The sequence below is a fragment of the Micromonospora sp. NBRC 101691 genome (assembly GCF_030269285.1).
Lineage (GTDB): Bacteria > Actinomycetota > Actinomycetes > Mycobacteriales > Micromonosporaceae > Micromonospora > Micromonospora echinospora.
The window spans coordinates 854,571-876,992 of the sequence record NZ_BSTB01000001.1; the positions used below are offsets into that span (position 1 = coordinate 854,571).

Annotated in this window: 25 protein-coding genes and 1 riboswitch; of the genes, 6 read left to right on the forward strand and 19 right to left on the reverse strand. The window is 73.0% G+C overall.

What is annotated here, in order from left to right; all coding sequences use genetic code 11:
• Positions 1–131 precede the first annotated feature (131 nt).
• Positions 132–737 carry a hypothetical protein gene (locus QSK20_RS03630; protein ID WP_285787088.1) on the forward strand — a complete coding sequence of 202 codons (606 nt, stop codon included), beginning with the start codon at positions 132–134 and terminating at the stop codon, positions 735–737.
• A 9-nt stretch (positions 738–746) separates the two neighbouring features.
• Complete coding sequence (locus QSK20_RS03635; protein ID WP_170107768.1) at positions 747–914, forward strand: hypothetical protein; 168 nt, start codon at positions 747–749, stop codon at positions 912–914.
• 57 nt (positions 915–971) lie between these two features.
• On the opposite strand, the gene QSK20_RS03640 is transcribed toward QSK20_RS03635, so the two are convergent.
• The 6 genes from QSK20_RS03640 to QSK20_RS03665 form a co-directional block, all read right to left on the reverse strand.
• Complete coding sequence (locus tag QSK20_RS03640; protein ID WP_285787089.1) at positions 972–2,945, reverse strand: acyl-CoA dehydrogenase family protein; 1,974 nt, start codon at positions 2,943–2,945, stop codon at positions 972–974.
• Positions 2,946–3,068: 123 nt separating this feature from the next.
• A complete protein-coding gene (locus QSK20_RS03645; RefSeq protein ID WP_285787090.1) occupies positions 3,069–3,572 on the reverse strand; it encodes a DUF6328 family protein in 504 nt (167 codons plus the stop codon).
• Between the two features lie 200 nt (positions 3,573–3,772).
• Positions 3,773–4,528 carry a sugar isomerase domain-containing protein gene (locus QSK20_RS03650; protein WP_502888835.1) on the reverse strand — a complete coding sequence of 252 codons (756 nt, stop codon included), beginning with the start codon at positions 4,526–4,528 and terminating at the stop codon, positions 3,773–3,775.
• A gap of 62 nt (positions 4,529–4,590) precedes the next feature.
• Positions 4,591–5,421, reverse strand: a complete 831-nt coding sequence (locus tag QSK20_RS03655; protein ID WP_285787091.1) for an alpha/beta fold hydrolase — start codon at positions 5,419–5,421, stop codon at positions 4,591–4,593.
• 56 nt (positions 5,422–5,477) lie between these two features.
• Complete coding sequence (locus tag QSK20_RS03660; RefSeq protein ID WP_285787092.1) at positions 5,478–6,212, reverse strand: TIGR03943 family putative permease subunit; 735 nt, start codon at positions 6,210–6,212, stop codon at positions 5,478–5,480.
• Positions 6,213–7,166 (reverse strand): permease, encoded by a 954-nt coding sequence (locus QSK20_RS03665; protein ID WP_285787206.1) that lies wholly within the window; start codon positions 7,164–7,166, stop codon positions 6,213–6,215.
• A 288-nt stretch (positions 7,167–7,454) separates the two neighbouring features.
• Positions 7,455–7,559, forward strand: a riboswitch (TPP riboswitch).
• 77 nt (positions 7,560–7,636) lie between these two features.
• Between QSK20_RS03665 and QSK20_RS03670 the strand changes: the two genes are divergently transcribed.
• The 3 genes from QSK20_RS03670 to QSK20_RS03680 are packed head-to-tail and all read left to right on the forward strand — an operon-like array spanning position 7,637 to position 10,536.
• Positions 7,637–8,227 carry an ECF transporter S component gene (locus tag QSK20_RS03670; protein WP_285787093.1) on the forward strand — a complete coding sequence of 197 codons (591 nt, stop codon included), beginning with the start codon at positions 7,637–7,639 and terminating at the stop codon, positions 8,225–8,227.
• A 45-nt stretch (positions 8,228–8,272) separates the two neighbouring features.
• Positions 8,273–9,739, forward strand: coding sequence for an ABC transporter ATP-binding protein (locus tag QSK20_RS03675; RefSeq protein WP_285787094.1), 1,467 nt, complete (start codon positions 8,273–8,275; stop codon positions 9,737–9,739).
• Positions 9,736–10,536, forward strand: coding sequence for an energy-coupling factor transporter transmembrane component T family protein (locus tag QSK20_RS03680; RefSeq protein WP_285787095.1), 801 nt, complete (start codon positions 9,736–9,738; stop codon positions 10,534–10,536). The genes QSK20_RS03675 and QSK20_RS03680 overlap by 4 nt, the downstream gene beginning before the upstream one ends.
• Positions 10,537–10,586: 50 nt before the next feature.
• On the opposite strand, the gene QSK20_RS03685 is transcribed toward QSK20_RS03680, so the two are convergent.
• From QSK20_RS03685 to QSK20_RS03745, 13 genes are all read right to left on the reverse strand, one after another.
• Positions 10,587–10,820: a hypothetical protein gene (locus QSK20_RS03685; RefSeq protein WP_285787096.1), complete on the reverse strand. Its 234-nt coding sequence runs from the start codon at positions 10,818–10,820 to the stop codon at positions 10,587–10,589.
• A gap of 279 nt (positions 10,821–11,099) precedes the next feature.
• The gene (locus QSK20_RS03690; RefSeq protein WP_285787097.1) at positions 11,100–11,558 is read right to left on the reverse strand and encodes a class F sortase; all 459 of its coding nucleotides are present in this window, start codon (positions 11,556–11,558) and stop codon (positions 11,100–11,102) included.
• A gap of 334 nt (positions 11,559–11,892) precedes the next feature.
• On the reverse strand, positions 11,893–12,543 hold the full coding sequence (locus QSK20_RS03695) for a hypothetical protein (RefSeq protein ID WP_285787098.1): 651 nt from the start codon (positions 12,541–12,543) through the stop codon (positions 11,893–11,895).
• Positions 12,544–12,859: 316 nt separating this feature from the next.
• Entirely contained in the window at positions 12,860–13,642 is a 783-nt protein-coding gene (locus QSK20_RS03700) for an alpha/beta fold hydrolase (protein ID WP_285787099.1), read from the reverse strand.
• 99 nt (positions 13,643–13,741) lie between these two features.
• Positions 13,742–13,930, reverse strand: coding sequence for a hypothetical protein (locus QSK20_RS03705; protein WP_285787100.1), 189 nt, complete (start codon positions 13,928–13,930; stop codon positions 13,742–13,744).
• Between the two features lie 94 nt (positions 13,931–14,024).
• A complete protein-coding gene (locus tag QSK20_RS03710) occupies positions 14,025–14,834 on the reverse strand; it encodes an isoprenyl transferase (RefSeq protein WP_285787207.1) in 810 nt (269 codons plus the stop codon).
• A 28-nt stretch (positions 14,835–14,862) separates the two neighbouring features.
• Positions 14,863–15,684 (reverse strand): DNA repair protein RecO, encoded by an 822-nt coding sequence (gene recO / locus QSK20_RS03715; RefSeq protein ID WP_285787101.1) that lies wholly within the window; start codon positions 15,682–15,684, stop codon positions 14,863–14,865.
• A gap of 52 nt (positions 15,685–15,736) precedes the next feature.
• Positions 15,737–16,987 (reverse strand): acyltransferase family protein, encoded by a 1,251-nt coding sequence (locus QSK20_RS03720; RefSeq protein WP_285787102.1) that lies wholly within the window; start codon positions 16,985–16,987, stop codon positions 15,737–15,739.
• Positions 16,988–17,257: 270 nt separating this feature from the next.
• Complete coding sequence (gene era, locus QSK20_RS03725; protein WP_285787103.1) at positions 17,258–18,232, reverse strand: GTPase Era; 975 nt, start codon at positions 18,230–18,232, stop codon at positions 17,258–17,260.
• Positions 18,229–18,603, reverse strand: a complete 375-nt coding sequence (locus QSK20_RS03730) for a cytidine deaminase-like protein (RefSeq protein ID WP_285787104.1) — start codon at positions 18,601–18,603, stop codon at positions 18,229–18,231. The genes era and QSK20_RS03730 overlap by 4 nt, the downstream gene beginning before the upstream one ends.
• Positions 18,596–20,011, reverse strand: a complete 1,416-nt coding sequence (locus QSK20_RS03735; protein ID WP_502888831.1) for a hemolysin family protein — start codon at positions 20,009–20,011, stop codon at positions 18,596–18,598. The genes QSK20_RS03730 and QSK20_RS03735 overlap by 8 nt, the downstream gene beginning before the upstream one ends.
• Positions 19,987–20,460: an rRNA maturation RNase YbeY gene (ybeY, locus tag QSK20_RS03740; protein ID WP_088982570.1), complete on the reverse strand. Its 474-nt coding sequence runs from the start codon at positions 20,458–20,460 to the stop codon at positions 19,987–19,989. The genes QSK20_RS03735 and ybeY overlap by 25 nt, the downstream gene beginning before the upstream one ends.
• 14 nt (positions 20,461–20,474) lie before the next feature.
• A complete protein-coding gene (locus tag QSK20_RS03745) occupies positions 20,475–21,536 on the reverse strand; it encodes a PhoH family protein (protein ID WP_285787106.1) in 1,062 nt (353 codons plus the stop codon).
• A gap of 291 nt (positions 21,537–21,827) precedes the next feature.
• On the opposite strand from QSK20_RS03745, the gene QSK20_RS03750 reads away from it, so the two are divergent.
• Positions 21,828–22,388, forward strand: a complete 561-nt coding sequence (locus QSK20_RS03750) for a snapalysin family zinc-dependent metalloprotease (RefSeq protein WP_285787107.1) — start codon at positions 21,828–21,830, stop codon at positions 22,386–22,388.
• Positions 22,389–22,422 lie beyond the last annotated feature (34 nt).

The following is a 22,422-nucleotide window of genomic DNA, read 5'->3' on the forward strand; positions in this document are numbered from 1 at the left end:
ACGCTTGACCGGACCGTCGGCACGGGCGCGGGCAGGCCGCCGGCACGGGCGATCACCACGCGGGTCGAGCCGGCGGTGAGGTGTTCCGGCGCGGTCAGCGGCGGGCGGTGCCGCGTGGCACGCTGTGCGGCGTGAGGATCTACGCCGACCGTTTTCCCACCGCCGCCCGCCAACTCGTCACCGACCTGCTCGTCGTCGCCTGGGTGTACGTCGCGGTCCGGGGCGCGATGTGGCTGCACGACCTGGTGCAGCGGCTCGCCGTACCGGGGCAGAAGCTGGAGGGCGCCGGTGGCGGCCTCGCCGACAACCTGGCCGACGCCAGCGGCAAGATCGGCCGGGTTCCGTTGGTCGGCGACGAGCTGACCACGCCGTTCGAACGGGCCGCCGAGGCCGCCCGCGCGGTCGCCGACGCCGGGCGTGACCAGCAGGAACTGGTCGACCAGCTGGCGTTGGCGCTGGCCGTGGCGGTGCTGGTGTTCCCGCTCGGGCTGGTGCTGTTCGGCTGGTTGCCGCTGCGCCTGCGCTGGATGCGCCGGGCCGGCGAGGCGGCGGCCCTGCGGTCCGCGCCCGCCGGCCGGGACCTGCTCGCCCTGCGGGCGCTGGCCGGGCAGCCGCTGGGCCGGCTCACCCGGATCGCCCCGGACGTGGCCGAGGCGTGGCGGCGCGGCGACCCGGACACCGTCGACGCGCTGGCCGCCCTGGAACTGCGTGAACTCGGCCTGCGGACGAAACGCTAAGGTCGACCGGTGCTCTACTTCCTGATCGTCATGGCCCTGCTGCTGTTCGGCTACGCCGGCTACCTGATGAGTCTCGCCCGGCGCGGGCAGAAGATGCCCTCCACCGCGTACGTGGTGCTCGGCGTGCTGAACGGGATCATTCTGGTGGCCGTGCTGGTCTGGGCGGTCAACCGCTGACCGGCTCCCGCCGGACCCGGGCGGGTCCGGCGGGAGAAACGGGCGGTTCCGAGCCGGTTACCGGGGCGGGATGCGGCGACGCACGTCCGGCACCTCGGACGGGCCGGGCGTCCAGCGGGCCACCCAGGGCCTGTCGTCCGGCGGGGTGAGCACGCCGGACTCCAGGCTGGCGTACCGGCCGGCGACGATCCGTCGGGCGGCGACCACGTCCACCGGGTCGGTGTTCGACCAGAGGTTGGTGAAGAGGGCCTCGATGCGCAGCCGGGCCTGCCGGCAGAACAGGTCGGCCAGCTCGCGCCCCTCGGGGTGGGTGTCCCGTTCGGCGTGCGCCCGGACGCAGACCGCCGACATGGCGAACAGCTCCGCCCCGATGTCCACGATCCGGCCGAGGAAGGCCTGCTTGCGCTCCATCTTCCCCTGCCAGCGGGACATCGCGTAGAAGGTCGAGCGGGCCAGCTTCCGGGAGGTCTTCTCGACGTGTCGCAGGTGGCCGGCGAGCGGGCCGAACTCGGCGTACGCCCCGGGTGCCTGGCTGCGGCCGACGGCGAGGGTGGGCAGCCAGCGGGCGTAGAAGGCGCCCGCGCGGGCCCCGGCTCGGGCCTTGCGGCCGAGCCCGGCGTCCGGGTCGATGATGTCCCCGGCGACGGAGAGGTGCGCGTCGACCGCCTCCCGGGCGATCAGCAGGTGCATGATCTCGGTGGAGCCCTCGAAGATCCGGTTGATCCGCAGGTCGCGGAGGAGCTGTTCGACGGCGGCCGGGCGTTCCCCCCGGGCGGCCAGCGAATCGGCGGTCTCGTAACCCCGTCCGCCCCGGATCTGCACCAGTTCGTCGACGATCCGCCAGGCCATCTCGCTGGCGTAGAGCTTGGCCAGGGCGGCCTCGATCCGGATGTCGTTGCGGTCGTCGTCGGCGAGCAGGCAGGAGAGGTCCAGCATGGACTCCATGCCGTACGTGGTGGCGGCGATGAAGGAGAGCTTGGTGGCGACCGCCTCGTGCTCGGCGACAGGACGGCCCCACTGCACCCGGTCGGCGGCCCACTGGCGGGCCACGTTCAACGACCACTTGCCGGCGCCGACGCACATCGCCGGCAGCGAGAGCCGACCGGTGTTGAGCGTGCTGAGGGCGATCTTCAGACCCCGTCCCTCGCCGCCGATGACGTTCTCCTTCGGCACGAAGACGTCGTGGAAGCGGGTGAGGCTGTTCTCCAGGCCGCGCAGCCCGATGAAGGCGTTGCGCCGTTCGACGGTGATCCCCTCGGCGTCGCCGTCGACCACGAAGGCGGTGATGCCGCCCCGGCGGCCCTCGCCGGCCGGCACCCGGGCCATCACCACCAGCAGCGAGGCGACCGTGCCGTTGGTGGCCCAGAGCTTCACCCCGTTGAGCCGGTAGCCGGTGCCGTCGGCGGTCGGTTCGGCGGTGGTGCCCAGGCGGGCCGGGTCCGAGCCGACGTCCGGCTCGGTGAGCAGGAACGCGGAGACCTCACCGGCGGCCAACCGGGGCAGGAAGCGCTGCCGCTGCTCCTCGGTGCCGAACATCTTCAGCGGCTGCGGCACGCCGATGGACTGGTGGGCGCTGAGCAGCGCGCCGATCGCCGGACTGACCGAGCCGGCCAGCATCAGCGCCCGGCAGTAGTGCAGGTGGCTCAGCCCGAGGCCGCCGTACGCGGGGTCGATCTTCATGCCGAAGGCGCCGATCCGGGCCAGGCCCTGGAACACCTCGTCCGGAATGGACGCGTCCCGCTCGATCGCCGCCCCGTCCACCTCGGACTCCAGGTACGCCCGCAGGGTGGCGAGAAACTCGTCGGCGCGGGCGGTCTCCGCCGGGTCGGTACGCGGCCAGGGGTCGATCAGGTCGAGCCGGAGCCGGCCGAGGAACAGTTCCTTGCCGAAGCTCGGCCGGTCCCAGGCCGACTCGCGGGCCGCCTCGGCGACCTGCCGGGCCTCCTTCTCCGAGACCTGCCCCGCCTCCTTCGGCAGCGGCCCCACCCCGTCGTGGTGGGACGCCGGGCGGTCGTGCTGCGTGGTGCTCATGCTGCCCCCTCGTACCTCGGTCCGCCTCGCGCGCCGTCCCCGGTAGACAGGGAACGACGCCACCCCCGTTGTTACCCAGGAGTAGCGTCGCGTAAGCCCTGCCAGTGGCGTTACCGGGAGGAATCAGTCGCACCGGCCCGGAGCCGGGTCGTCGTCCTCGTCGTCCAGGTCGTCCTCACCCCAGTTGCGTCGGGCGAACGGCAGGATCGCCCAGAAGGTCAGGAACCACAGGCCGGTGACCGCGCTCAGCAGGAAGGCGATCGGCCGGTCGAGGATGAAGTCGGTGATCAGCAGCACCGCGCTGACCATCGAGACCAGCATGAAGGCGAGCCCGCCACTGGCCATCCGGTGGGCGAAGCGGACCAGTTCCGGCTTCCGGCCCTGGCGGAACAGCGCCCGGTGGAACGCCACCGGCGAGATGATCATCGCGGTCGCGGCAGCGGCGGCGATCAGCGCGACGACGTAGACGTCCTTCTGGAAGCCGGTGGTGTCGTCGAAGCCGGCGCTGAAGGGCAGGGTGAGCAGGAAGGCGAAGAGGATCTGCACGCCCGTCTGGGCGACCCGAAGCTCCTGCAACAGGTCGGCGAAGTTGCGCTGCCAACGCTGCTTCTCGGTCTCCTTGGACAAACCGCCACCTCCGCATGAGGACCAGGACCGGCGGTACGACCCCCTGCCGGCAGCACAGCGAATGCCCCGCGCCACGTGCCACGAAACGCATTCACATGTCTGCTTCCGGACCGTACGACCGGGTGGCGGACCGGACACCACCGGACACCCGAGACCGACCGGACAACGCCCCCGGACCCGACGACGGAGGACGGTCCCGGTCAGGTCCCGCGCCGCAGCCGACCGGCGTACCGGGCCTCCAGTTCGGAGTTGTGCGCGTCGCCGTGCGGCACGTTGGCCGACAGGTAGACCGGCGGCGTCTCCCCCGCCGCGAGCAGCCGGGCCACGACCTCCACCACGACCTGCTGGGCCAGCAGGGCGGCGGTGATCGAGGAGACCGCACCGACCGCTCCCCCGCCGGGCAGCGGCAGGGTCGCGTCGCCGTACGGGGCACCGTTGTCCAACAGCACGTCGGCGAAGTCGGCGAGCCGGTGCCCGTCCGGGTGACGGGACGGCATCCGGGCCGAGTGCTCGGCCGAGACGATCGCCACCAACCCGTGCCCGTGCCGCTTGACCAGGGACGCGAACTCGACCACCGCACCGTTGATGCCGGAGTTCGAGGCGATCACGAAGACGTCCGGGGGACGCACCGGGGCCAGCTCCCAGAGCCGGTGCGCGACCGTCGGGTCCCGCTCCAGAGTGGGGTCGAGCAGGTCGACCGGCGCGCCGCCGTACAGCACCAGGTCACGCAGGGCGATCCGGTTGGTCGGCACCAGGCCGCCGGCCCGTCCGGCGATCTCCAACGCCAGCCCCTCGGAGTGTCCGGTGCCGAACGCCTGCACCACCCCGCCGGCCCGCAGCGCGTCGGTGACCAGGTCCGCCGCGCGGGCCACCGCCGCGCGCTGGCCGGCGGCGACCCGGGCGATCGTCGCGGTCAACGTGGCCAGGTAACCCTCGGCGCTGACCGGCGGGGTCACCTCCCGGCCGGCACCGACCGGCGGGGTCGTCGGGTCCCCGCCGGGGGTGTCCACCGGGCCGCTCACCGGACCGCCTCCACCTGCGCGAGGACGGCCTCGGCCAGGGCGCCGGGCGCCTCGTCCGGGATCCAGTGGCTGACCCCGGTCAGCTCGACGAACCGGTAGGGGCCGGTGACGTAGGCGGCGCACGCCTCGGCGGCGGTCCGGCCGACCGCGGTGTCCCGGTCGCTCCAGACGTAGGTGGTCGGCACCGACACCGGCCCGGTGGCCACCAGCTCCCGCCCGGACATCGCCCGGTACCAGTTCAGCGCCGCGGTGAGCGCGCCCGGCTCCCGCATCGGCCGCACGTACGTGTCGATCCGCTCCCGGTTCCCCACCCCGCCCAACAGCTTGCGCAGGGCGGCGGCCTGCCAGGCGAGCAGCACCTTCTCGGCCGTGCCCTCCTTGCGGAACAGCCCCATGTACGCCGAGCGGGCCTTCTGCCGCCGGTCCCCGGCGATGGTCCGGGCCATCGCGGCCGGATGCGGCACGGAGACGGCGGTGAGGGTGCGCGCCCGGTCCGGATGGCCGGCGGCCAGGGCCCACGCCACGATCGCGCCCCAGTCGTGGCCGACCACGTGCGCGGCGGGCACGTCGAGCGCGTCGAGGACGGCGACCGCGTCGGCCACGCACTCGGCCAGCCGGTACGCCTCCACCGCCGCCGGCCGGGCGCCGGGCGAGTAGCCCCGTTGGTCCAGCGCGTACGTCCGCAGCCCGGCGGCGTGCAGGGCCGGCAGCAGGTCGACCCACTCCCCACTGTGTTGCGGGAAGCCGTGCAGCAGCAGCACCGCCTCGCCGTCGTCCGGGCCGTCGGCGTGCACCTCGAACGTCAGCCCGCGCGCATCGATCCTCATGGCCGGAGCCTACCGCCGCCGGATGCGCCGGAGCGGACACCGGAACGGCGACGGCCCTACTCGTACTGCTGTTTCGGGGTCGGCACCTGACGCCACGACTCGACGTCCAGGTACGGCACCTCCGCGTCGTTGACCGGGTCACGACCGATCCGGTCGGTGTAGCGGCCGGTCACCTCGACCCAGGTGTCGTCGGCCAGGCCGGCGGGGACGTCACCGGTGAGGCCGAGCTTCACCGGGCGGCCGTCGGCGGCGCAGCAGGACAGGATCATGCGGGCCAGGATCGGCTGCCCGTCCGGGCCGGTGACGACGAAGCCGGTGAGCTGGACCCGACGGTCCCCGATGGACCGGCCCTGCTCGAACAGCGCCCGGGAGGCGTAGTCCAGCACGGTGATCCGGACCGGGTCCCCCTCGGGCAGCGGCGGGTAGTCGGAGGTCGCCCGGTCGGACAGCACCGTCCCGGCCTGCCCGGCGGCGTACGAGCCGAGGGCCGGCGGAGCGACCAGCAGCAGCCCGAGCACGGGAAGGATGAGCAGCCAGCCGACCCGCGCCCCGTGGTGGCCGTGCCCGTGGTCGTCGTGCCCCTCGGCGTGGTCGACCGGGTCGCCGTCCGCGACGGGGCGGAGTTCGTACCAGAGGGTCATCGCGGCGGCGGCCACCAGCAGCAGCCCGGCGGCGACCAGGAAGGGTTGCAGCCCCTCCTTGACGTAGCGCAGGTGCAGGTCGGTGAGGCTGGCCCGCAGCACCGCACCCCCGAGCAGCAGCAGGACGACCGCCTGGGCCTGCCGGTTCACTCAGAACACCACCGTTCCCACGCCGACGGCCACCAGCACGGCGACCACGAAGGTGGCCGGGGCGAACCGGGAGGCGAACCGCCGCCCGAAGGCCCCGACCTGCATCGAGACGAGTTTCAGGTCCACCATCGGACCGACCACCAGGAACACCAGCCGGGAGGTCAACGAGAACTGGGACAGCGACGCGGCGACGAAGGCGTCCGCCTCGGAGCAGATGGAGAGCAGGACGGCCAGCACCGCCAGGGCCAGCACCGAGAGCACCGGGTCGTCGGCCAGCGTCTGCAACCAGCGCTCCGGCACCAGCACGTTGATGCTGGCGGCGGCCATCGCGCCGAGCACCAGGAACCCGCCGGCGTGGACCACGTCGTGGCGTACCGCCGACCAGAACGCGGCCCCCCGGCCCAGACCGTCCAGGTCCGGACGGTGCGGCAGCCGGATCCAGTCGGTGCGGCCCAGCCGCAGCCAGAGCCAGCCCATGATCATGGCGACGACCAGGCTGGCCAGACCCCGGCCGAGGACCATCTCCGGGTTGCCGGGGAAGGCGACCGCGGTCGCGGTGAGCACGATCGGGTTGATCGCCGGGGCGGCGAGCAGGAAGGCCAGCGCGGCGGCCGGGGTGACGCCCCGGCGGATCAGCGACCCGGCGATCGGCACGGACCCGCACTCGCACCCGGGCAGGACCACTCCGGCGGCGCTGGCCACCGGCACGGCGAGCGCGGGGTGCCGGGGCAGCGCCCGGGCCCAGAACGAGCGCGGCACGAAGACCGCGATCACCGCCGAGAGCAGCACCCCGAACACCAGGAACGGCATCGCCTGCACCATCACCGAGACGAAGACGGTGGTCCAGGTCTGGAGACGGGGCGCGGAGATCGCGGTGGCGATCGGCTCCCGGAAGGCCACCAGCAGGACCAGGACCGCGGCCAGGACCTCCACCGAGCCGACCCGCCCGCGCAGCCACCGGCCCGGCCCGCCCGCCGGGCTCTCCCCCGCGGCGGCGGGCGCCGGGAGGGCCGGGTCGCCTCCGGCGGGTACGCCGGCCCCGGTGGGCGGGCCGGTCGTACCGGGTGCGCCGGAACCCGGCGTGGCCTGGTCGGCAGAGGTCACGGTCGTCCCTTCGGATCGACGGACACGGGTACGGGGAGTGCCCCACCCTAACCCGGACCGTGACGTGGCCGACGTCATCGGCGCGACTTCGCCCCTGGGTTACGGCGCGTCCCGGTGTTAGCGTCTGCCAGACAACTTCACCTCCGACAGGGGAGCGCACAGCGCTGAGAGTGCGGGCACCGCCCGCAGACCCTCGAACCTGATCTGGGTAATGCCAGCGCAGGGAGTTCGGTCAGTCTCCAGCCGCGTCGTCGTCCGGTGCCACCGGTCGCACGGCGTGCGTCTTGCCTGGTCTACACCTGGACTGGGAGCACGTACACATGAGCAAGCTCGACAACCCCCGCTGGCGCACCATCGACATCGTGGTCGCCTCGGTGATCGCGGTGGCCTTCGGCGTCATCTTCTGGGCCTGGGGCCTGGTCTGGAGCGCCACCGAGGGCGCGTTCGCCTTCTTCCCGCCGGCGCAGACCCTCATCTACGGGGTCTGGCTGATGCCGGCCGTGGTCGGTGGCCTGGTGATCCGCAAGCCCGGCGCGGCCCTGTACTGCGAGACCGTGGCGGCGGTGCTCTCCGCGCTGCTGGGCAGCCAGTGGGCCGGCACGGTGATCCCGCAGGGCATCGTCCAGGGGCTCGGCGCGGAACTGGCCTTCGCCGCGTTCCGGTACCGCTCGTTCCGGCTGCCGACCGCGGTGCTCGCCGGGGCGCTGACCGGTGTCAGCGCGGCGATCTTCGACTTCTTCGTCTGGAACGCCAAGTACGACCTGACCAGCTACCGCATCCCGTACGCGCTGCTCACCGTGGTCAGCGCGGCGGTGGTCGCCGGTGCCGGCGGGTACGCCCTGACCAACGCGCTGGCCCGCACCGGCGCCCTGGCCCACCTGCCCGCCGCCCGCGACCGCAACCGCGTCTGACCCGACCGACCGCCGGAGGCAGGCAGGCAGGAGGGAAGGAGCGGGGTGGTGGGTGGGACAGCCGTCCGGGTACGCGGATTCGGGTGGCGGCACGCGGGGCGGAAGGCGTGGGCGCTGCGCGACGTCGACCTGCGCGTCGAGGCCGGCGAGCGGGTGCTGCTGCTCGGCGCGTCGGGCGCGGGCAAGAGCACCCTGCTGGCCGCGTTGGCCGGACTGCTGCCCGACGACTCCGGTGAGCGGGCGGGCGCCATCGAGGTCGACGGGCTCCCGCCGCACGAGGCGCGGAACCGGGTGGGCATGGTCTTCCAGGACCCGGAGAGCCAGTTGGTGATGGCCCGCTGCGGCGACGACGTGGCGTTCGGCCTGGAGAACCGGGGGGTGCCGGCGGAGCGGATCTGGCCCCGGGTGGACGAGGCGCTGGCCCGGGTCGGCTTCCCGTACCCGCGTGACCGGCCGACCGCCGCGCTCTCCGGCGGGGAACAGCAGCGGCTCGCGCTGGCCGGCGCGCTCGCGCTGCGGCCCGGTCTGCTGCTGCTGGACGAGCCGACCGCCAACCTCGACCCGGCCGGCGCGGCCCTGGTACGGCGGGCGGTCGCCGAGGCGGTGGACGCCGACACCACGCTGATCCTGGTCGAGCACCGGGTCGCCGAGGCGCTGCCCCTGGTCGACCGGGTGGTCGTCCTCGCCGCCGGTGGTGGGGTGCGGGCCGACGGGCCACCCGAGCGGGTCTTCGCCGAACACGGTGCCGCGCTCGCCGCCGACGGGGTCTGGGTGCCGGGCCACCCGGTGCCGCCCCGCCGGGCGGCCCGGCCGCCCGGGGAGGTGCTGCTCACCGCCGAACGGCTCGGCCTGCCGCCCCGCCTCGCCCCCACCGACCTGGCGGTACGCGCCGGCGAGGCGCTCGCCGTCCTCGGCCCGAACGGCGTGGGCAAGTCCACTCTCGCGCTGCTCCTCGGCGGACTGCTCCGACCGGGCACCGGCCGGTTGACCGCCAGCGGAGAACTCGCCGACGCCGACCGGCGCACTCCCCCGCACCGGTGGCGCGCGCCCGCCCTGGCCCGGCGGATCGGCTCGGTCTTCCAGGACCCGGAACACCAGTTCGTCACCGGTACGGTCTTCGACGAGCTGGCGCTCGGGCCGCGCCGTACCGGTCGCCCGGAGGACGCCGTCCGGGCCACCGTGGACGAGCTGCTGGAGCGGCTCCGGCTGACGCGGCTGGCCGGGGCGAACCCGTACACCCTCTCCGGTGGGGAGGCGCGGCGGCTGAGCGTGGCGACCGCCCTGGCCACCGCGCCCCGCCTGCTCGTCTGTGACGAGCCGACCTTCGGGCAGGACCGGCGCACCTGGTCGGAGCTGGTCGACCTGTTCGCCGGGCTGCGCGACGCCGGGCACGGCGTCGTGACGGTCACCCACGACGCGGACTTCGTCGACGCCCTCGCCGACCGTCGGGTGACGCTGGACCGCCGTCCGGTGCCGGCCGACGGCGGGCGGGACGAGCGGAGGCGGCCGTGATCAGCCTCGAACCGGTCGCCGACCCGACCGCGCCGCTGGCCCGGCGCAACCCGGTGGCGAAGGTCGCGGCGGCGCTGCTCTTCTCGTTCACCCTGGTCGCCACGCTCGACCCGGTCGCCCCCGCGATCGCCATCGCCGTCGAGCTCGCGGTGCTGCCGCTCTTCGGGGTCCGGTACGCGGTGCTCGCCCGGCGGGCCTGGCCGCTGCTGCTCGGTGCGGTCGGCATCGTGGTCACCCTGGTGCTCTTCGCCGCCGAGCGGGAGGGCCGGGTGCTCGTCGAGGCCGGTCCGGTGCTGGTGACCTCGGGGGTGCTGGTCACCGCGCTCGGACTGGTGCTGCGGATGCTCGCGGTGGCGCTGCCCGGCGTGATCGTCTTCGCCACCACCGATCCGACCGACCTGGCCGACGCGCTGATCCAGAACGCCAAGGCCCCGCCCCGGTTCGCCATCGGCGCGCTGGCCGCGTTCCGACTGGTGCCGATGCTCGGCCAGGAGTGGCAGATGATCAGCCTGGCCCGACGGGCTCGGGGCGTGGACGCCGGCCGCAACCCGTTGGCGAAGCTCCGGCTCTTCGTCTCCACCGCATTCGGGCTGCTGGTCGGGGCGATCCGGCGGGGCACCCGGCTGGCCGTGGCGATGGACGCGCGTGGCTTCGACGCCGGCACCCCCCGTACGGTCGCCCGTCGGCAACGGTTCACGGGGGCGGACGGGCTGCTGGTGGCGGGGGCGGCCGGGCTGGCCGGCGCGGCCCTGGCGGTCAGCGTCGCGCTCGGCACGTTCCGCCCCCTGATCGGCTGACCCGGCGGAGATGGTCGGGGCGGTGACCGCCCCGACCATCCCAGGATCGGTCAGCTGCGCCGGAAGGCGTACTGGCGGCTCTGCGCGGCGGGTCGACCGCGACCGGCGGCGTAGGCCGCGCCCCACTGTGGCGGACCGGCCTTCGGGGCCTGCGGCGGGGTCGAGCCCGTCGGCAGGCTCACCGGGGCCACCTCGATCGAGTCCAGGTCCGGCGGGGTCACGTCCAGCAGGGACGGCTTCGGCGCGGACGGACGGGACTTCTTCGGCTTGCGCTTGGCAGGCATACGGTGCCTCCTTCGGCGGGGGACCGTCCGGATCAGCCGGCACGGTCGGCGAGCGGGGAACGGGAGTAGCCCCGGGACGGCCGACCACGGATGACGTCGCGACAGCGACGAACGGGAACGCGCACGCCCGGCGGCACGGTCCACGGCAACGGCGGTGGACCTGGCTCGGCACAGGGGCGTCAGTAGCGCATGTCCTGGACGCTATCCCACGGCGTCCGGACGCGCATCCGATTTACCGCCCGCCGGCCGGAACTACCTCACACCCCCGAACCTCCCTGGTCAGGGCACCAGCGTCGCGAACACCACGATGTTGTCCTTGTACGCCTTCGCCGCCTTGTCGTAGCCGCCACCACACGTGATCACGCGGAGCTGCGCCTTGTCGGTGTGGCCGTAGACCAGGTCCAGCGGAAGCTTCTTCTTCGGGTAGCGGGTCACCCCGTCGACGACGAAGCGGGCCTTCTTGCCGTCTTCGCGGGGCACCTCGATGGTGTCTCCCGGTTTCAGGGTGCCCAGACGGTAGAAGACCGCCCGCCCCTTGGCGCGGGAGTCGACGTGGCCCACCACCACGGCGGTCCCGATCTCGCCGGGACTCGGCCCCAGCTTGTACCACCCGGTCGTGCCGGGCTGGTTCAGCGGTGGGACCGCGATCTGCTGGTTCTTGTCGAGCCCGAGCGGAACCGTCGGCGCGTCGACGCCGATCTTCGGGATCCTGATGCGGGTGGGCTGCGATCGTGGCATCCCGGTCACCGTCGGGGAGGGCGACGGGCTGGTCACGGTCAGTCCGAGATCGTCGGCGTGGCGGTCACGGACACCGTCCGCCTCGCCGGGGGTCGCCCCCGGGGCTGGTGACGCGGTGGATCCGCTCGGCGTCGGCGCCGGTGTGGTGCCTGTCGATGGTGACAGCAGGGACTGCGGTGCGGCGGCGGGGTCGGGCTGCGGCGGCCCGACCGGTTCGGGAGCCGTGGCCGCGTACGTGATCAGTCCTGCTCCGGTGAGCGTGATGAGGGTGACCAGGACGAGGCCAGCGGCACGCCACGGGAAACCGTGGCGGCCGCTGGCGCCCCTGGCCGCCCTAGGCGACCGTGCCATTGACGGACCGCCGACGCAGCAGCGCGATGCCACTGAGTACGCCCACGCCCACCATGCCGGCACCGCCCGCCGCCAGAGCACCGGTGTTGGTGTCGGCGAGCGCGCCACCGCCACCGGCCGCGACGGCGGCCGTGCTCGGCAGCACCCAGGCTCCGTTCGGACCCACCTGCGCGACGCTGCCGCCGGGCGAGGCGGCCGCGCTGGCACCGACCTCGGCCATCCGGAGGAAGTCGGTGAGCAGGTTGTGCCGGAGGTTCACGTCCACGTCGATGTCCCGGATGCAGACGACGACGTTGTTGTTCTGGGGCCCGATGTCGTTCGACGCTGCCTGCGCCGCGCCCAGGTTGAAGCTGACCATGCTGTTCACGATGATGTTGTTCTTGATGACCTGGGCGATGTTCTGCTCGTTGACCTGCTGGTTGGACGCGCAGGTGACCCCGTTTCCGCTCTTGTCCTGCGTGTTGAACGTCCTCGGCGTGTCGTCCGACTTCTTCGTCGACACCGGCCCTTGAGCCGGGGCCCCGGCCTCACGGGGCCCGCCGTCGTTCGCGGCGAGCGCGGCGGCGGGGGCGGCGAGCAGGAGGGCAGCGCTGCCCAGCACCACACCGCCGCCGAGCTTGGTGAACAACCTCATTGACATATTCCTCACTCCTTCTGGTCGGCTCAGGAGGACGAGCCATGACCAAAAGTTAGGCTGATTCATATGAAACAAGAGGACTTTTCCGTGTTTCGTAACAAGTAGTACTTGAGATGCCACAATCGGTTAATTATTACCCTATGAGGCTTATGCGCCTTTTTGTCCGCTGGGGCTGCCGGCTCGCCGGCCTGCTGACCATCGACAGGAGGCCCGTACCGACGAGATCGTCGTCGGGGGCGGGTGGGACGGGGTGACGACCGTCGTCAGGCGGCCCCTGGGCAACCAGGCCGAGCGGGCCCGGAGGGAACGTCCCCTATGTGGACAGGGACAGGAAGTCCCGGACGGCAGTCCGCCACCACTGGGGACTGTCGAGGTGCACGTCGTGGCCCGCCTCGGGAAACTCCACCGCGGTGACCGTGGGATGCCGCCGCATCCGGGCGTACTCGTCGGCGCGCAGCACGCCACCGCCGGCCCGGACGACCAGGATCGGACAACGGATGCGGGCGAACTCGTCCCAGCATGCCCCGACGGCGGCGGCGACGGTGGCCACCATGACGTCGCGGTCGAAGGCCGGGTACCAGCCGCCCGGCCGAGGCAGAAGTCCCGCCGCCCACGCCGCGCCGACCCGACCGCCGCCCAGGTACGCGGCGGCGGCATCCCGGTCCGGGAAGGGGATCGGCCAGTCGCCGAGCCACCGGTCGACCATGTCGACGGTGTCGTCGTCGGGGCCCTGTGGACCGGCTTCGGCCAGCACCAGCCGGGAGACGAGTTCGGGGTGGCGTGCCGCGGTGAGCAGGGCGGTGTGCCCACCGAGGGACTGCCCGACGACGCTGGCACGGCCGATCGTCGTCAGGGCGGTCACGGTGTCGCCGACGTGGGCGGCCCGGGACACGTCGGCGGGGCGGCGCTCGCTCGCGCCGTGGCCGCGTGGGTCCAGACCGTAGACGTGGTGGGTGCCGGTCAGCCAGTCGGCCGTGGCCGACCACTCCCCTGCGTGGCCGCACAGGCCCGGCAGCAGCAGCACCGGTTCGCCGTCGCCTCCGAAGTCGTGCAGGGCCAGGTGGGTGCCGTCGGTCGCGGTCAGGTCGATCGCCACGGTACGGACCCTAGACCGGTCCGTGTGCCGGGGCGCTCCTGCGCCCGCCGTGGCCGGTGGACCCGGCGGTGCCGTGTGGAGGACGGCACCGCCGGTCGGTCACCAGAACCGACGCCGCCGCTTCGCCTTCTGCGGGCGGAGCAGGTCCGCTCCCCGGCTGAGGATCCGGCTGACGCCGGACGGGCCGCGTCGGGCCTCGATGGTGTGGCTGATCCGTCGTGCGCCGGCAGCCGCCAGCGGCACCGCGACCGCCATGACCGCCCACTGCCCGATCCGCTTCTGGATCATTGTCGGTACACCTCCCTGGATAGCTGCTGACCAGCCAGTACCCAGGGTGGACCGCCGGTAAGCACCACTGCGGCCCGACGCACACGAGGAAGGCTCAGCCGACCGGGGCCGGCGGGGCGACCGGGTTCGGCAGCGCGCCGCCGAACCGCCGGTCGCGCTGGGCGTACAGCTCGCAGGCGTACCAGAGGTGACGACGGTCGAAGTCCGGCCAGAGGGTGTCCAGGAAGACCAGCTCGGCGTACGCGCTCTGCCAGAGCAGGAAGTTGGAGATGCGTTCCTCGCCGGAGGGGCGGAGGAAGAGGTCCACCTCGGGGACCTCCGGGTGGTAGAGGTACTTCGCGACGGTCTTCTCGGTGACCTTCGCCGGGTCCAGCCTGCCGGCGGCGGCGTCCCGGGCGATCGCGGCGGCGGCGTCGGCGATCTCGGCCTGGCCGCCGTAGTTGACGCAGAACTGGAGGGTCAGCGTCGAGTTGTCCTTGGACATCTCCTCGGCGGTCTGCAACTCGCCGATCACGCTCTTCCAGAGCCGGCCGGCCCGCCCCGACCAGACCACCCGGACGCCCAGGTCGACGAGCTGGTCCCGGCGACGCCGGATGACGTCCCGGTTGAAGCCCATCAGGAAGCGCACCTCGTCCGGGGAGCGCCGCCAGTTCTCGGTGGAGAACGCGTACGCCGAGAGGTAGGGGATGCCCAGCTCGATCGCGCCCTCGACGGTGTCGAAGAGGGAGAACTCACCCGCCTCGTGGCCCTTGGTGCGGGGCAGTCCCCGCTCCTTGGCCCACCGGCCGTTGCCGTCCATGACCACCGCCACGTGCTTCGGCAGCGCCTCGGCGGGCAGTGCCGGTGGCCGGGCCCCGGACGGGTGCGGCGTCGGCGGCGTCGGCGTGCGCCGGCCCGCCCTCATCGATCGGATCACGCGATACTCTCCCTGGTCACACCCGCTCCACCGGCCCGTCGCTACCGCGCGACGGGACCGGGCCGGCCGTCGGGGTGCCCCGGTCGACCAGCGGCAGCGAGCGTAACGCGCGCTCCAGGTGCCACTGGAGGTGCGCCGCGACGAGGCCGCTGCACTCCCGGCGTACGGCGGTGGGGGTGGCGTCGGCGACCACCCAGTCGCCGGTGGTCAGCGCGGACATCAGGTCGACGGTGGCCGGGGCCGGGTGGGCCGCGCCGGGCGGTCGGCAGTCCGGGCAGACACATCCCCCGGCCGGTACGGAGAACGCGCGGTGCCGGCCCGGCGTGCCGCAGACCGCGCAGGCGACCAGGGCGGGCGCCCAGCCGGCCAGCGCCATCCCGCGCAGCAGGTACGCGTCGAGCACCAGCGTGGTCTCGTGGTCGCCCCGGGCCAGCGACTTCAGCGCGCCGAGGGTGAGCTGGAAGAGCCGCAGCGAGGGCTCCCGCTCGACCGGGGTGAGGCGTTCGGCGGTCTCGGCGATCGCGCTGGCCGCCGTGTAGCGCGGGTAGTCGCCGAGGAACCGCTTGCCGTACAGGTCGATCCCCTCGACCTGGCTGACGGTGTGCAGCGAGCTGCCCTGGTTGCCCTTCGGGTCCCCGGCGAGCTGGACGTCGACGTGGCCGAACGGCTCCAGCCGGGCCCCGAAGCGGGAGGTGGTGCGGCGTACCCCTCGGGCCACCGCGCGCAGCCGGCCGTGCCGGCGGGTGAGCAGGGTGATGATCCGGTCCGACTCGCCGAGCTTCTGGACGCGCAGCACCACCGCGTCGTCGCGGTAGAGCTGTCGGCGGTACCCGGCCACCGGACCATTCTCCCCGCCCACCCCGGGCACCGGTGACCCGGGTGGCGGGCGGTCAGCGCACCCGGACCGAGGCGTCCTCGGCCGAAGCGCCGGCCTCCGGGGCGGCCCCGACCCGGGTGTCGACGGCCACGGACCCGGCGCGGGGCCCGACGGCGGACCCGGAACGGGGCAGACCGTTGCCGGTGGGCCGGGGACGCGGCACCCCGACCGGCCCGGGTCCCTCGTCGGTCCCCGCGCCGGGCCCGGTTCCGCCGGTCGCCGTCGCGGCGGAGCCGGCGGGCGTGGCCGACCCCGGACGAGCACGTCGCCCGCCGGGCAGCAGTTCGGGGCGACGGCGGGCCGCGACGTCCTCGACCCAGCCGACCAGCATCGTCACCACCCCGACCAGGAGGAAGACCAGCACCACCCGGATGGCGAGGCCGAGCAGGTCCTGGTGGGACCAGCCGACCACGTCCACCAGCGGGGTGAGCGCGACCACGAAGGGCATGTGCCAGAGGTAGACGGTCAACGCCCGCCGGTTGAACACGGTCACCGCCCGGCCGAACAGGGCGTTCCGGTCCACCCAGGCCGCTCCGGACGGGGCGAACCCGAGCACGACCAGGATGAACGCCGCCGCCCAGAGCGCGTTGCCGATCCGGATGTCGTTGAGGTCGTAGCCGCGTGCTCCCGGGTGGGTGAGGATCCAGGCCCCTCCGGCGGTGGCCAGCAGTGCCGCGACGGCGACCAGCAGCCGCCGGGAGAGCCGGCGCAGCATGCCGTCGTGGTGGGCGAAGCCGAGCAGCCACGCGCCGAAGTAGAGGCCGAAGTCGCGGAGCACGACCGGCGCGCCGGGGAAGCCCAGCTCGACCACGACGAGCAGCACGTACGGGGCGAGCAGGGTGGGCAGTGGGGCCCGCCGGAACAGCCAGAGCGCCAGCGGGGAGGCGAGCACGAACCAGAGGTAGTCGCGCAGGTACCAGATCACGCTGAGCGCGAGCGCGCCCCAGCCGTTGGCCGGCGGGTCGGTGATCGGGAAGAGCCAGAGCAGCAGCCGCCAGTTCACCGCCAGTCCGCCGCTGATCAGCATGGCCGGCACGAAGATCACCGCGACCACCCAGAGCGAGGGCAGCAGCCGGCGCAGCCGACGGCCGACGGCGGCCGTGCCGGAGCGGTCGAGCGAGGCGGCCATCAGCGATCCGGCCAGCGCGAACATCACCGACATGGCCGGGAAGACCAGGGTGAGCGTGGCCCACCCGGTGACGTGGTAGACCACGACTCGGATGATCGCGAGGAAGCGCAGCAGATCCAGGTATCGGTTTCGCATCAGCCTGCGTCTATGTCCGGGGGCAGCGGCGGGTTCCTGTCCTACCCTCCGCATCACCGGCCGGAAACGCCCGACCCGGGGCATCGAAAGTGAGGAATCCCACAAAAAGCCCCGAACGGCGTGCCGCGCCGGACCGGTGGCCGGGTGGGCCCGCTCGATCGACACCGGTTACGGCATGTCGGGGTCTCGGTCGCCCCGGACACCCCGACATGCCGCACCACGAGTCGATCAAGCGGTGTGGGGCGGCCCGGGCCGCCCCACACCGGCCGGTCAGAAACCGAGCCGGCGCAGCTGCTTCGGGTCGCGCTGCCAGTCCTTCGCCACCCGCACGTGCAGGTCCAGGTAGACCCGGGTGCCGAGCAGCTCCTCGATCTGCCGACGGGCCCGGGTGCCCACGTCCTTGAGCCGGCTGCCCCGGTGACCGATCACGATCGCCTTCTGGCTGGGCCGCTCGACGTACACGTCGGCGTAGATCTTCATGACCTGGCCCTCGGGAATCATCTCCTCGACGATCACCGCGATCGAGTGCGGCAGTTCGTCCCGGACGCCCTCCAGGGCCGCCTCCCGGACCAGTTCGGCGACGAGCACCTGCTCGGGGTCCTCGGTGAGCATGTCGTCCGGGTAGAGCTGCGGCGACGCCGGAAGGTACCCGGTCATCACCTCGACCAGGGTGTCCACCTGGTGACCGGAGACCGCGCTGACCGGCACGACGTCGGCGAACTCGCCCAGCTCGCTGACCGCGAGCAACTGCTCGGCCAGCCGCTTCCGGTCGACCAGGTCGGTCTTGGTCACCACCGCGAGCACGGTCGCCTTCAGCTCGGCCAGCTCACCGGTGATGAAGCGGTCGCCCCGTCCGACCGGCTCGTTCGCCGGGATGCAGAGGCCGATCACGTCGACCTCGCTCCAGGTGGACCGGACCAGGTCGTTCAGGCGCTCGCCGAGCAGCGTCCGGGGACGGTGCAGGCCGGGCGTGTCGACCAGCACGAGCTGCGAGTCCGGCCGGTGCAGGACGGCCCGGATGACGTGCCGGGTGGTCTGCGGCTTGTTCGAGGTGATGGCGATCTTCTGCCCGACGATCGCGTTGGTCAGGGTCGACTTGCCGGCGTTGGGCCGGCCGACGAAACAGGCGAACCCCGCCCGGTACGGCCGGTCCCCGTCGAGCGTCCCGCCGGAACCCGCCCGGCCCGAGCCCGCCCGGGTGGAGTCGGCCGGATCACGCCGGGCCGTCTCGTCACGCCGGCTCACTCGACCACCGTGCCGAGGACGGTGCCGTCCGGGGCCGCCAGGTGGATCGGCGCGTCCGTCGCGAGATCGCGTACGGCGGCGTGCCCGGCGGTGTCCAGGGTCGACGCCTCGGTCACCACCACCGCCGCCTCCAACCGGGACGCGCCGGCCGCCGCCGCGGAGGCGACCGCCAACTGGAGAGCGGTGATCGCCAACGACGGCAGCGCGACGCTCGCGGCGGCGTACGTCCGGCCGTCCTGGTCGCGGACCGCCGCTCCCTCGACGGCGCCGACCCGACCCCGTGCCCCCCGGGCGAGGATGACCAGCTTGGCGTCCTCGGCGCTCAGCTCGGTGGGGGTGGGAACGGACGGTGCGGCGGGTGACTCAGGCATCGGCGGGTTGCCTCTCCTCGGAACGGTTCGGGTTTCCTCCCCGGGGCTCGGCCTGTTCACCCCGCCCCGGGCTCTCGTGTTCGTCGGTCGGCCCGACCCGGCGCACCAGCACGGCGTCGATCCGGTTCCGCCGACCGGTGGTGCCCTCGGCGACCAGGTGCAGCCCGGCGACCTCCGCCTCCGCGCCCGGGATCGGCACCCGACCGAGCGCCTGGGCGAGCAGGCCACCGACGGTCTCCACCTCGTCGGCGGGGAGCTCCACGTCGAACAGCTCGCCCAGATTCTCCACCGGCAGCCGGGCGGTCACCCGCACCGCCCCCTCCTCCGGCAGGTGCTCGACCGGGGGACGTTCGACGTCGTACTCGTCGGTGATCTCGCCGACGATCTCCTCCAGGATGTCCTCGATGGTGACCAGGCCGCCGGTGCCGCCGTACTCGTCGACGACGATCACCAGGTGGTTGCGGGCCGCCTGCATCTCGGAGAGCAGGTCGTCGACCGGCTTGGACTCCGGCACGAAGGTCGCCGGTCGCATCAGCTCGGCCACCGGCGTCCCCTCGGCGCGCCCGCCACCCTGGGTGCGGCGGATCAGGTCCTTGAGGTAGAGCACACCGAGCACGTCGTCGACGTTCTCGCCGATCACCGGGATGCGGGAGAAACCGGAGCGCAGGAAGAGCGCCAACGCCTGGGCGAGCGTCTTGCGCTCCTCGATCCACACCATCTCGGTACGCGGCACCATCACCTCCCGGGCGATGGTGTCACCGAGGGCGAAGACCGACTGGATCATCTGCCGTTCGCCGTGCTCCACCACGCCGCGCTGCTCGGCCAGGTCGACCAGCTCGCGCAGCTCCACCTGGGTGGCGAAGGGCCCCTCCCGGAACCCCTTGCCGGGGGTGACCGCGTTGCCGATCAGGATGAGCAGCGAGGCGAGCGGGTTGAGCACCCGGCCCAGCCAGCGCACCAGCGGGGCGACCGCCCGGCCGACCGCGTACGCGTGCTGGCGGCCGATGGTGCGCGGACCGACCCCGACCACCACGAAGCTGATCACGGTCATCGCACCGGCGGTGATCAGGGCGGCCCGCCAGCCGGCGCCGAAGGTGTCCACCGCGACCAGGGCCACCAGGGTGGTGGCGGTCAGCTCGGCCAGCAGCCGCAGCAGGAGCAGCAGGTTGAGGTGGCGGACCACGTCCGTGGCGACGATCTGGAGGGTACGGGCACCGCGTACCCCGTCGCGGGCCAGCTCGGCGGCGCGGGCCGGGGAGACGGCGGCCAGCGCCGCCTCGGTGGCCGCGATGACCCCGGCGGCCACCACCAGGCCGGCCGCGAAGACCAGCAGTTGCAGATCGGGCAGGCCGGTGGCACCGGCCGCGAGTATCGGGGTGTCCATCACGTGGCTCGGGTCGACCGCCAACTGGCGAGCAACCTCGCCTGGAGCCCGAACATCTCGCGCTCCTCCTCCGGTTCGGCGTGGTCGTACCCGAGCAGGTGCAGCACCCCGTGCACGGTGAGCAGGTGCAGCTCGTCGGCGGCGCTGTGCCCGGCGGTGGCCGCCTGCTTGGCCGCCACCTCCGGGCAGAGCACGATGTCACCGAGCAGGGCCGGCTCACCGGCCGGACCGGCGCTCTCCCCCGGCCCGTGGTCGACGCTCCCCTCGTCCATGGGGAAGGCCAGCACGTCGGTCGGCCCGTCGCCGCCCATCCACCGGTGGTTCAGCTCGGTCATGTAGTCGATGTCGACCAGGAGCACGGAGAGCTCGGCGAGGGGGTTGACCCCCATCTCGTCGAGCGCGTGCCGGGCGACGGCGAGCACGGCGTCGGTGTCGACCGGGACACCGGACTCGTTGGCGATCTCGATGGACACGTCTTTCCTCTGCTCTAACGGCGGCGGCCGGCGCGGCCGCCGCCCTGGGCGGCCCGTCCCGGCACCGCGTGCACGCTCTGTGCCTGCTGGTTCTCCCGCTCGGCGTCCCACCGGGCGTACGCGTCGACGATCTCCCCGACCAGGCGGTGACGGACCACGTCCGAGCTGGAGAGCTGGGCGAAGTGCACGTCCTCGACGTCGGTGAGGATCTCCCGGACCACCCGCAGGCCGCTGGTCGTCCCGCCCGGCAGGTCGACCTGGGTGATGTCGCCGGTGACCACGATCTTGGAGCCGAAGCCGAGTCGGGTCAGGAACATCTTCATCTGCTCGGGCGTGGTGTTCTGCGCCTCGTCGAGGATGATGAAGGCGTCGTTCAGCGTCCGGCCGCGCATGTAGGCAAGCGGCGCGACCTCGATCGTCCCGGCCGCCATCAGCTTCGGGATGGACTCCGGGTCGAGCATGTCGTGCAGCGCGTCGTACAGCGGGCGCAGGTACGGGTCGATCTTCTCGTTGAGGGTGCCGGGCAGGAAGCCCAGCCGCTCCCCCGCCTCGACCGCCGGCCGGGTGAGGATGATCCGGTTGACCTGCTTGGCCTGCAACGCCTGCACGGCCTTCGCCATCGCCAGGTAGGTCTTGCCCGTGCCGGCGGGGCCGATGCCGAAGACGATGGTGTGCGCGTCGATCGCGTCGACGTAGCGCTTCTGCCCGAGCGTCTTCGGGCGGATGGTGCGTCCGCGCCGGGAGAGGATGTTCAGCGTCAGGACCTCGGCGGGCCGCTCCGTGCCGCCCTGCTCGAGCATGCCGACGGTACGCCGGACGGCGTCAGTGGTCAGTGTCTCGCCTTTCTCGATCAGTTCGAGCAGCTCACCGAAGAGGCGCTCGGCGAGGGCGTTGTCCGCGGGCGCACCGGTGATGGTGATCTCGTTGCCACGGACGTGCACGTCGCTGTCGACCGAACGCTCGACGAGCCGCAGGATCTCGTCGCCCGCGCCGAGGAGGTTGACCATGATCTTGGGATCGGGGACGGTGATCCTGGTCTGCGCCCGGGACGGGCCCGGAGGTGGGGTGCCGGTCATAGGTCGGGCCGTCGGGCCCTGCGCCACCTGCTCTCGCTCTCGGCGCCGGCCTGAGCTGGCTCGGCGTACGGACGTTGGTTCCATGGTATCGGTTCGGCACCCGAGACACCCGGCCCATTTCCCCCGTCGTCACCTCGGGCGGGGCGGAGAAGATCGCCAGGAAAGCCATGATCACGACATCCGGCAGGATTATATCTGATCGACATGATAACGGGCAGAATTGATATAGATGTACATCCATATCTAGGATTCGCTCACCCCCCGTTTCCCGTCACGAACGGAGTGTGACCCGTGTCCCCACGAAGGATCGGCCGCCGCTTCGCCACCCTCGTCGCCGGCGCCGCCACCGTGCTGAGCCTCGGCCTGGCCAACCCGGCACCCGCCGCCGCCGACGTCGTCGTCAACGCCACCGTCTGCTACAACACCAGCCAGGCCGGCCCCTACGCCGGCATCGCCGACCAGGCCGCCTCGATCTGGAACGCCTACACCAACAACCTGAACATGTCGAAGTGCGGCTCGAACCTGATGATCTACTACACCACCGGGGGCGGCTCCTACGCCGTCCGGCGCAGCCTGGGCAACGGCTACGTGGTGATCGACACCGCGCAGGCCCAGCAGTACGCCCCGCTGCGGATCATGACGCACGAGATCGGGCACATCCTCGGCCTGCCGGACAACTACAACGGCCAGTGCCACCTGCTCATGTCCGGCGGCAGCGCGGGCACCGGCTGCACCAACCCGTACCCGTACAGCACGGAGGCCGCGCAGGTCGACCGGAACTTCGGCGGCTTCGGCGCCGAGGGCACCCAGGTCTTCCGGGACAGCTGGCCGGCACCGGCCCTGGTCGGCTGACCCACCCCGCCCCGGCCGGGGTCGGCCTCCGCCG

Bases quoted from the DNA above. Each gene is read 5' to 3' on its own strand.
- QSK20_RS03640 (WP_285787089.1), bottom strand. From the start codon at position 2,945: ATGAGCACCACGCAGCACGACCGCCCGGCGTCCCACCACGACGGGGTG.
- QSK20_RS03655 (WP_285787091.1), bottom strand. From the start codon at position 5,421: ATGAGGATCGATGCGCGCGGGCTGACGTTCGAGGTGCACGCCGACGGC.
- QSK20_RS03670 (WP_285787093.1), top strand. From the start codon at position 7,637: ATGAGCAAGCTCGACAACCCCCGCTGGCGCACCATCGACATCGTGGTC.
- QSK20_RS03685 (WP_285787096.1), bottom strand. From the start codon at position 10,820: ATGCCTGCCAAGCGCAAGCCGAAGAAGTCCCGTCCGTCCGCGCCGAAG.
- QSK20_RS03690 (WP_285787097.1), bottom strand. From the start codon at position 11,558: ATGCCACGATCGCAGCCCACCCGCATCAGGATCCCGAAGATCGGCGTC.
- QSK20_RS03695 (WP_285787098.1), bottom strand. From the start codon at position 12,543: ATGAGGTTGTTCACCAAGCTCGGCGGCGGTGTGGTGCTGGGCAGCGCT.
- QSK20_RS03705 (WP_285787100.1), bottom strand. From the start codon at position 13,930: ATGATCCAGAAGCGGATCGGGCAGTGGGCGGTCATGGCGGTCGCGGTG.
- QSK20_RS03710 (WP_285787207.1), bottom strand. From the start codon at position 14,834: ATGAGGGCGGGCCGGCGCACGCCGACGCCGCCGACGCCGCACCCGTCC.
- QSK20_RS03720 (WP_285787102.1), bottom strand. From the start codon at position 16,987: ATGCGAAACCGATACCTGGATCTGCTGCGCTTCCTCGCGATCATCCGA.
- QSK20_RS03730 (WP_285787104.1), bottom strand. From the start codon at position 18,603: ATGCCTGAGTCACCCGCCGCACCGTCCGTTCCCACCCCCACCGAGCTG.
- QSK20_RS03745 (WP_285787106.1), bottom strand. From the start codon at position 21,536: ATGACCGGCACCCCACCTCCGGGCCCGTCCCGGGCGCAGACCAGGATC.